The sequence below is a fragment of the Streptococcus sp. GMD3S genome, assembly GCF_000298695.2.
Classification (GTDB): domain Bacteria; phylum Bacillota; class Bacilli; order Lactobacillales; family Streptococcaceae; genus Streptococcus.
Genome location: NZ_AJRC02000054.1, coordinates 1 through 7,933 on the forward strand (window position 1 = coordinate 1; position 7,933 = coordinate 7,933).

Consider the following 7,933-nt stretch of genomic DNA (forward strand, 5'->3'; position numbering starts at 1 on the left):
AATGGGGTACAAAATAGTCAATAATGGGGTACAAAATAGTCAATAATGGGGTACAAAATAGTCAATAATGGGGTACAAAATAGTCAATTATTTATCTGCAAACCCTTGATATTACTGAGTTTCTAAGGTCGACAAAGTATTATAAAGTAATATAAAGTATATTAGAAAGTAAATTAGAAAGTATCTTCTTAAGAAAAAAATCTATATTTTATTTTTAAAAAATAAAAAAATCTTTCACTCAGTTCACTATTTTCTATCTAACCACTTACAAATATATTAGACTAAAATCTAAACTTCAATATCAAATAGGAAGTCAAATACATTTCGCTTCCTATTTTTCTATAGTTTTACATAAGACCCTCTGCATATATGATCGCATCATGAGAAAAACTGAGTTTTTAACGTTTTTTGTACCATCCCACATTTAAGACATCATCAGAAGCCATATTTTGGCCGTTAACAGCATCCTTGAGTATTTACAGTAGTTTTTCCTTTGCTAAACTTATAAAACGCAGTATAGGGCTAAAAATGCATGTTAAAAGAATTTAATCTTTATCATGTGCTCACTGCTAAAGATATACTAAAGAAATTTAGTCAAAAAACTCAGTTTTTCTTGTATTATGGTGTATTATTAAATAATACTGTGTGGTATAATATGTATTATATTAGTTAACGGGGTGAAAGTTTTGACTGAAAAAATGACTGTCCTAAATATCAGGATGAGCGTTGAAGAAAAAGAAGAATTAAAGGAAAGAGCTGCAGAACTTGGAGATTCGATCAGTTCATATGCTAGAAAAGTACTCTTCCAAGAGGATAATACAAGCGACTACGTAGATAATACAAATGTATTACAAGAGAAAGATGAGCGTATATCAGACCTTAAAACTCAAATAGACGACTACAAGAAGCAAATTGAGCAACTGCATACGATTATTTTGGCAACTCAGAAAGATAATCAGTTGCTGATTGAACAGAAAGCGAAGAGATGGTGGAAGTTTTGGGAATAGCTTTGAACATCTCATCTTTTTTAACTTTATATACATAAAAAAGTCCTCGAACAAACAGCTCAAGGACACACTAAATCCCTAGAAGACAACAGTCCTCTAGGGATTTTTACGCTCTTTTTTTGATTAACGAGTATTTTGAGGCTAAATGCCGACTATCCTCGTCGTCCAACTATTCACAAATGAAATATGCTAATACATTTGCCATAACGCTGAAGAAGAGGTCAAATAAGTTGCTCACGACTCTCACTTTCTATCCTGCTCGGTAGGTTGTGATCAATTATCTTAGCTCATTTGCTTTCAATTTCTTTAGGGGGATAGTGGACGTTTTTTCTTTTATATAGATTGGCTAAAATAAATTCATCTGTTTCTTATACGTTTTTCAGAAATTGTATAAATTTCGTTATCACTTCTCTTACCAATAGCAATGACTTCAATAATTTCAATTGCATTGACAGTTTCATGAAAAACAATTCTCAGGCCCAGTTTTTTGTGTTTTAACTTCCTGTAACCTGCTAAATTACCGTGAAGAGCCTCTCCGGCAAGCATTCCTTGATTTTCTAACTTGATAAGTGACTTTTTAACATGAAGACGTTGACTATTATCTAATTTATAAAAATCATCTTGTGCTTCAGGTATCAATTCAACTTTATAACTCAATCCCAACCATCCTCTACATTTTCCAAACCTTCACGCCAATTTGAACCAAGAAATTCATCGACAGTTAAATTTTTTCGTGCTTCAAGTTCAAATGGAATTTTACGATCACGTCTGATTTTATTGAAATATAAATTAATTGCTGTAGTATAGTCAAGTCCAATCTCGTTTAAGACCTCACCGACTTCCTGTTTTAATTCAGAGTCAATACTTAGATTCAATCTTGCTTTTGTAGTTGTAATAGCCATTTAAATCACCTCATCTTTTTGTGTATATTATACACAAAAAGACAGATTTCTTCAAGCTATTTTTTTTCTCGTTGATAATTTTTCTGTATAAATTGTCAAAAAATGATGCTGAGATAGTCATTCTGAGCTGATTTCAGTTTAGAGGGCGGATAATCTATCGCTAAAATTCCTTACAGCCCCAACGGTTTATGCTGTTTTTAGCCACACTCTAAAACTTTCCGAAAAAGACCAATTTTTCGGAAAGTTGTTTTTTTGAAAAGTTCATCTCAAAATTCACCTTATTGTTTAAGAGACTTTAGGGCAAACCCATCTTGAGTAATAAGCAGTATCTCTTCTAGTACCTTTTATGATGGGACATCTTTGATGTTACAGCGAAGTAGTCAATCTTCATGTTGTTTTTCCATGCTTAGTCACCGACAACTTTAAGATCGCTAGCGACTACTTTTACTCCGCACCAGGTACTACGTGCTATGTTCCACATGACGGATATAGGGATTAATCAGTTCAACCGTCATTATACGTATCATGGGTTTAGCCATACTTTCGTGTATGTTCGTACCCCCTATCAGTGGTGGGGATTTGTAGGAAAGACACCATTTATTGACTTTTTGCACGGGTGGCTTTAAGATGTTGCTGGACGCCTTTCTTGATAATCACTCAGAGTCGCCAGAGTGTCTGGCCCGAGATATGGCAAGGATATACCGCTGCCTGCACCAGTCCTTCGACGCTGACAAATTGCGACATATCATGTAAATTGTCGCATAAAAGTAGTTTCAAAAAAAAGAAAACTTTGTTATAATGTATGTGTAATTTTTAGAAAAGAGGTATTAACTATGGAAAATCTAGTAGTTTCAATCTTTAGCACTGAAAGCGAAGCTTATCAGTCCTTTGCGGATTTGAAGGCTTTCCGCCAAACTCAGACGACCAAGGTTGCTCAAATCGCCTTGGTCAAAAATGAAAACGGTCATATCGTTGAAAAAGAACGCTATGACTTTGAAGATTCAACGACGGATGCAGCCCTAAAAGGTGGCTTGCTCGGTTCAGTTATCGGGCTTTTGGGTGGTCCTATCGGCGTCTTGTTTGGTTATGGTATGGGTAGCCTCTATGGTTTGGCTGCTGGTGATACCATTGATACGGCAGAAACTGGCCTGATTGACGTTGTTTCTCAGAAATTGACTAACGGTGAAACAGCCGTTGTTGCCTTGGTGCAAGAAGACAACGAAGCAGTCATCGATGCTTACTTCACCAAGTACGACACCCAAATCGTGCGTTGGGATGTAGCAACCGTCGTAGCCGAAATCGAAGCAGCTCTGCAAGTCCAAGAAGACCTCTACAACCAGGCACGTGCACAAATGAAGGCTGAACGTAAAGCCGAACGCAAGGCTAAACTTGAAGAATTCAAGGCAAATGTCAAAGCAAAATTTGACAAATTGAAAGCGTAAGCACTCAAGCATCTCATAAAAAATAGGCTTTCTACTTCTGGAAGATAGCCTATTTTTTTAAAAAACTTCTTCGCGATCAATCCCTGGGTATGGAGCTTGATCATTTAAAATACGATTTAAACAATCTATGCTCGCTTGTAGATAGAACAATTCATTTTTTATGGCTGCTGCATCAGATATTTCTGCTAATCGACCACACTGCCGTTGCATATGCCAGATTACCTTTTGGATATTTTTTTCTTTTAAATTTTTCATGGTTAAATTATATCTTGAGAAGTTCTTGAATTTTTTAAAAATCCTGAAACGCTTGAATTTTAAGCTCAACAATCAATTTATTTAATAGTAGTAAATATTGTGTATTCTCGAGTTATTGACTATAGAGATTTGGTATGTTAAAATACAATTGAGATATGATATTCTTCTTCATTGAAGCTCCATGTCTCTAGCTAGATTTCGCTGATTCATAACCTCTTTCTTTTATAAGAAAGGAGTTTCTATGGATATAGAAATTAAAAAATTATTCAGCGAGATTATTAACGTAGTAATAAAAATCACTATCACATCTGTATTTTTTAGTGAACTATTAGCTACTACGTTGATTCTTGAAGTTCCCTCATTGATGGAACGTTTATACTCCATCTATGATAAACGGAAAAAACAAGACAAATCTTCATTTTTAACGTGTGAATACACAAAAAAACAAAAATGGAAATGGAGGCGGCTCACTCTTTTTGTTTTATCAAGTGCATTCTTATTCATGTTATTTAAACAGCATGAAGACTCATTTGATTTGTTGTTGAAAATACTTAGTCGTAATTCTGCATTTATTTCGCGTTTTATGTTAGATAGTGTTGAAATGACAATAAAAAAACGATTACGACAGCAGTTAAACAATCGTAATCGTCAATAATAGTATCCACTCAAAAGAGTGTATGAATCATATTTGTAAATTACGCCAATAATTTACAAATCGAAATCTAGTAACGAAACTTCCAAAAAATTTTTTTGGGAGTTTTTATGTAATAATTTATTCTTCAGAAAATTATTTGTGTTAATTAAAACATTAATTGCGTTAATTAAACACTGACATATTGTATCACATTTACACATTTTTGTCAATTTGACATCGTGAATTTATTGATATTTCGCTTGAAATTGTAATTTTTTTTTCGTTTTCCTCAAACAGGAAGTTTTCCTATCATACTTTGATTTGCCCATGATTTTCTGTTAATCTAGTAATAGATAAAATTGCAAGGTGAAATCATGACAAAATTAGAGAAAAAATATGACGAATTAGAGGGATTTTGGTCTCCTGCCGTTCGATTATATGTAGATTATTTTTTTACTACAAATACAAAAGACTTATACAACTACCGTAAGTTAAATAGCTTGAAAAAATTCCTTGATTTCTACGCGAGTAACCATCTTAAAAAGTCTACCAATGAATTAACCATGGATGATTTAGAGCAAACACCTGTAGAAGTTGTTGCAGATTATGTCAACTCTTTAGAGCTAAAACCAGACGGTAAAAAACGATTTATTAGTGTCTTAAACTCATTCTGGAACTACTACACTGTTGTATCATTCTCAGGTGATAGAAAAGCCCCATACTTCTACCGCAATGTTATGAACGAATGGATCAATGAGTATGGCATACTTTCTATTTTTTCATCAAAAAGAGGAGCAGGGAACACAGTACGAGTAGTTCATTATGATTTGCCATCTATGCTATACTTTTTTGATGAAATTGATAAGAATGAGAAACCTATGAGTCCCTATGACTTCTTCCTTGATGAAGAAGAAGGCTCATCTAAATTGCTGAAAAATAAAGACAGGGATTTAGCAATCATCGCTTTACTTGCTGGAACTGGAGTTGATCTTGAACAATTAGCGCAAACTACTTATAGAGATATTGACTTACACAAACAGACGCTAATAGTTACATCTCCTAAAGGTGAACGGATTAAGAAACCTATTTTAAGTGAATTTATCCACTATATCTCACCGTACATTAAAGAAAGAGAGAAATCGGTAACTACTAATACTAGTGATTCTCTATTTCTCGACTTCAAAAGAAGACCACTAACTGCTCCAAAAATATCAGGAGTAATAAGTAGGATAGAGCGCATTTTTGAAAAATCTTTATCCGCAGCCATTTTAAAACAGACTCATTCGTGCATTCTACTTGAGAAAAATAAGGATTTTTTGGATCTAGTCCAAAGAGAAAAGTAATATGGGGTCAATTTTGCGCACCTTTTTCTCATATATTACAAGACTCTCTATCCCCTTTTGTTATTTTTAATTCAATTTTTCAATAAATAAAAAAGAGAGACTTAACTAAGTACTCTCTTTTTTTACTTTTATTATCGGATATAAAGGCTCATGAGAAAATAATTGTGAGGCATATTGTAGTATTGTTTTGTAATCTCTGAAGAGAATACTAACCCAACCATAGCATAATCATCTTTGTATCTCTCGTAGAGTTTTTCAAAATAATCAGGGTTGCTAACGTCACCATAGTTTAATTTTACAAGGGGCATTTTTTCTTTGTCAAAATAATCATCTATGTAGGTCAAGATTAAAGAGAATGGACTATCAGGTTCTTCCACTAATTCAGCCGATACTATATCGTAAGGCATGATACGTTCTGTCATACACTTCTCTAATAATCTTTCGTTTTCTTGACGTTCATCAATCACTATATCGTGCATGATGGCCTCTGTGATTTGAGACAGTGCATTGACCTCTGGTAATGCAAACAAGGTTACGGTATTCTCTTGTGTTTTCTCGTAGTAAGAAAAGCCACTGTCTCCAAAAGGTACGGTATATAAATTGTCAATAAAATTCACAATGCGTACATGCAGACGATTATCTTTTGGCTCTGAAATATTATCAAAGACAAAGAAAATTGTATCTCCTCGATAATATTTCATTTGAAAGTATCCCATTATCTTCCCAAGCAGCTTGAAGTGAGGCTCTGTATTCCTGTCATACTCAATTAAATACCTCTGGCCTCGAACAAAGATCACTGCATCTGGGACAAGTGAAATAAGTTTTCGGTTAAACGGAAAAAAGTAAGTGATGTTCAATTCTCTGGGTGATAAATCTGTGCACTGTTCAACTATTCGTCTACCGATTTTCAGAGCTAATCTTCTTGTATGATAATCATGTAGATGTATTTTTCTGATACCATCTTTACCACCAATCATTTTGTTTGTCTTAAGGCTATAATGCGAACCTTTAAACTCTGTTACCTTTGTCAGCTCAGTAAGACCTGGTATTTCATGAATGATATCTAACAACCAGTCAGCAAAATACTTAGGAACATATAGAAACTTAGTCTTACCTATTCTATAATTGTCTTCAAAGTGACTGAGGGGCATTCTGCTATTTCCTATGAAGGAATACAGTGTTCTGTTGTTTAATTCTTTACCCGTAAGGATATAATACTGATCCAGTATCATTTCTCTTGAAAAATACCTTAAGCGAATTAAATGATACATGAGTAAGATTGTGTCTCTTGTAAAATATATCTTCTTTGCACCATTTGGACTTGGCAAGTAATAAGCCACTACATCTTTTGGGATCTGCTCTATTTTTTCTTTGCTTTTTCTTTGTTTTCTTTTAGCGTTCATAAATCATTTTCTCTTCTCTATTTTTATCAAGTATCCTTCTTTCACTTTTTCATATACTTGTATTTCAGACCAATCTTCTTTACGAAATAAATCAGCAATTCTTCTTTGCTCTTGGATAAGATTCCCATTTTTGTCCTTTATTTCATCTTGATAGACTGATTCTGATACATAAAGTGTTAATTCTTGACTACTATGATTTTTGTCAATCTGCAAAAAAATAATATAATCATTAAAGGCCATATGTTTTCGACCTTCAGGTCCTATGAACTGTTTATATGAGACCATTCTGAATTTAATACTATCTATAAAATGTTCAAACTGATTATTAGTATTATTCTCGTAAAGTTCAGTTGCATATTCTGATATAGCTGCAATATCTGAATATGAGATAGTTATGCTCTCTTGTGAGTATCTATCATGTATTATCTCTAATATTCCAAAAACAATCTCTACTTCATGCTTAGATAGCGGTCCTAGATCAAAATGGTCTGGCAAATCGCTATTATGATGTATAACTGCTATATACTCTTTTTGATCTTTTTTTAATTTTGGCATTGATTATACGCTCCTTGTTTGTTTCTTATATATATTTTATCACGCCTCATTTCACATTCAAAGCTATCATAGCCCAAAACGGACTATGATAGCCGAAAACGGTTTCTTCTCAAAAATCAACTCATTTTTAGCAGCTACAGCACGTTCAATTTATAGTTCAAATTTTAGTCATATTCTAAAACATAGTGAAAGTAGAGGTAATACCCCTATAAAGTCACGTTGTTTTAAATTCGACTCTACACTTACAGGGACGTGGGTTTTCGGTTCTTCTTTTGAACCACTATGTTTCTCGACCTAAAAAACCATTAACCACCTCATTCCTATTTCGTTGTAAACCAAGCAGCATCAAGGGATTACAGTAACATTTTTTACCTAAGATGTTTCTCAGTCAA

Annotated in this window: 9 protein-coding genes; 4 read left to right on the forward strand and 5 right to left on the reverse strand. The window is 33.7% G+C overall.

The features are described from left to right. Positions 1-677: 677 nt before the first annotated feature. Positions 678-1,007 (forward strand): plasmid mobilization protein, encoded by a 330-nt coding sequence (locus GMD3S_RS0209900; protein WP_443255801.1) that lies wholly within the window; start codon positions 678-680, stop codon positions 1,005-1,007. 357 nt (positions 1,008-1,364) lie between these two features. Here GMD3S_RS0209900 and GMD3S_RS0209905 read toward each other — a convergent pair whose 3' ends face one another. Next, positions 1,365-1,664: a type II toxin-antitoxin system RelE family toxin gene (locus GMD3S_RS0209905; RefSeq protein WP_003015041.1), complete on the reverse strand. Its 300-nt coding sequence runs from the start codon at positions 1,662-1,664 to the stop codon at positions 1,365-1,367. Continuing rightward, the gene (locus GMD3S_RS0209910; RefSeq protein WP_001018847.1) at positions 1,661-1,909 is read right to left on the reverse strand and encodes a type II toxin-antitoxin system RelB/DinJ family antitoxin; all 249 of its coding nucleotides are present in this window, start codon (positions 1,907-1,909) and stop codon (positions 1,661-1,663) included. The genes GMD3S_RS0209905 and GMD3S_RS0209910 overlap by 4 nt, the downstream gene beginning before the upstream one ends. An 833-nt stretch (positions 1,910-2,742) precedes the next feature. Between GMD3S_RS0209910 and GMD3S_RS0209915 the strand changes: the two genes are divergently transcribed. Then, positions 2,743-3,351 (forward strand): DUF1269 domain-containing protein, encoded by a 609-nt coding sequence (locus GMD3S_RS0209915; protein WP_000429534.1) that lies wholly within the window; start codon positions 2,743-2,745, stop codon positions 3,349-3,351. A gap of 57 nt (positions 3,352-3,408) precedes the next feature. Here GMD3S_RS0209915 and GMD3S_RS0209920 read toward each other — a convergent pair whose 3' ends face one another. Further along, positions 3,409-3,606, reverse strand: a complete 198-nt coding sequence (locus GMD3S_RS0209920) for a hypothetical protein (protein ID WP_000793101.1) — start codon at positions 3,604-3,606, stop codon at positions 3,409-3,411. 241 nt (positions 3,607-3,847) lie between these two features. Between GMD3S_RS0209920 and GMD3S_RS0209925 the strand changes: the two genes are divergently transcribed. Both GMD3S_RS0209925 and GMD3S_RS0209930 read left to right on the forward strand, forming a co-directional pair. Further along, positions 3,848-4,261, forward strand: coding sequence for a hypothetical protein (locus tag GMD3S_RS0209925; RefSeq protein WP_000350619.1), 414 nt, complete (start codon positions 3,848-3,850; stop codon positions 4,259-4,261). A 353-nt stretch (positions 4,262-4,614) separates the two neighbouring features. Then, positions 4,615-5,583 (forward strand): tyrosine-type recombinase/integrase, encoded by a 969-nt coding sequence (locus GMD3S_RS0209930; protein WP_000163596.1) that lies wholly within the window; start codon positions 4,615-4,617, stop codon positions 5,581-5,583. A gap of 131 nt (positions 5,584-5,714) precedes the next feature. Here GMD3S_RS0209930 and GMD3S_RS0209935 read toward each other — a convergent pair whose 3' ends face one another. After that, positions 5,715-6,986 carry a hypothetical protein gene (locus tag GMD3S_RS0209935; RefSeq protein ID WP_000992275.1) on the reverse strand — a complete coding sequence of 424 codons (1,272 nt, stop codon included), beginning with the start codon at positions 6,984-6,986 and terminating at the stop codon, positions 5,715-5,717. A 3-nt stretch (positions 6,987-6,989) separates the two neighbouring features. Continuing rightward, the gene (locus GMD3S_RS0209940; RefSeq protein WP_001125257.1) at positions 6,990-7,541 is read right to left on the reverse strand and encodes a hypothetical protein; all 552 of its coding nucleotides are present in this window, start codon (positions 7,539-7,541) and stop codon (positions 6,990-6,992) included. Between the last annotated feature and the right edge of the window lie 392 nt (positions 7,542-7,933).

Coding starts and splice junctions, on each gene's coding strand:
- GMD3S_RS0209910 (WP_001018847.1), bottom strand. CDS start 1,909: ATGGCTATTACAACTACAAAAGCAAGATTGAATCTAAGTATTGACTCT.
- GMD3S_RS0209915 (WP_000429534.1), top strand. CDS start 2,743: ATGGAAAATCTAGTAGTTTCAATCTTTAGCACTGAAAGCGAAGCTTAT.
- GMD3S_RS0209920 (WP_000793101.1), bottom strand. CDS start 3,606: ATGAAAAATTTAAAAGAAAAAAATATCCAAAAGGTAATCTGGCATATG.
- GMD3S_RS0209925 (WP_000350619.1), top strand. CDS start 3,848: ATGGATATAGAAATTAAAAAATTATTCAGCGAGATTATTAACGTAGTA.
- GMD3S_RS0209930 (WP_000163596.1), top strand. CDS start 4,615: ATGACAAAATTAGAGAAAAAATATGACGAATTAGAGGGATTTTGGTCT.
- GMD3S_RS0209935 (WP_000992275.1), bottom strand. CDS start 6,986: ATGAACGCTAAAAGAAAACAAAGAAAAAGCAAAGAAAAAATAGAGCAG.
- GMD3S_RS0209940 (WP_001125257.1), bottom strand. CDS start 7,541: ATGCCAAAATTAAAAAAAGATCAAAAAGAGTATATAGCAGTTATACAT.